An 813-nucleotide genomic window follows, 5' to 3' on the forward strand; every position below is an offset into this window, starting at 1 on the left:
CCACGCGGTCGCCGAGGACGTCGAGCCGTCGCGCCGTGAGGGTCGGGGCGTCGCCGACCGCGGTTGGGGGGTCCGGTCGAGGACATCGGATACCGAACGAACGACCGGCGAAGGGAAAGCGGTACCGGCGGTGGCGGCCGAAGGGGAACCGTCCCGGGGGCCGTCAGTCGGGCGAGTCCGCCCGTTCTTCGATCGATGACCCCGGCGCGTCGTGTTCGGAGAGCATGTCGATCACTTCGAGCAGCAGCGACACGACGAGCGGGCCGACGATGAGTCCGACCGCGCCGAGCGTGAGGACCCCGCCGACGAATCCGACAAAGTACAACCCCGGCGAGATCCGGCCGGTCCGGCCGGCGAGCTGCGTCCGGATCACCGCGTCGGGGACGAAGGAGACGACGACGAGCCCCAGTACCAACACGGCGACCGCCCGCGCGGTCTCGCCGACCACGAGGTCGCCCGCGGCCAACCCGACGACGAGCACGCTCGGACCCACGACGGGGACGAACTGGAGGACGCCGGCGATGACCGCCAACAGGACCGGAGAGCCGTAGCCGAGGATCCGAAACACGCCGAGCGCGAGGACGAAGGTCCCGGCCGCCGTCGCGGCCTGAAGGACGTAGATCGAGTACAGCGTCTCCCGCGTCCGTTCGTGGAGCCGGGTCGGGACGTCGTGGTACTCGTCCGGGACGACGCCGAAGACGGCCGTGGCGACCGCTCCCGGGCGATAGAGGATGCCGTAGACGAGGAACGTGAAGACGACGAGCTCCAAGACGAGCACCGGCGCGGCGGCCGCGACCGCGATCGCGACCCCCG

General features: G+C 71.2%; 1 protein-coding gene. It reads right to left on the minus strand.

Annotated elements, in window-relative coordinates; translation table 11 throughout:
- Positions 1 to 163 precede the first annotated feature (163 nt).
- Positions 164 to 813: AI-2E family transporter (locus tag BN903_RS02550; protein ID WP_154018032.1), on the minus strand; the 650-nt coding region annotated here is incomplete at its 5' end.

This window comes from Halorubrum sp. AJ67 (genome assembly GCF_000513435.1).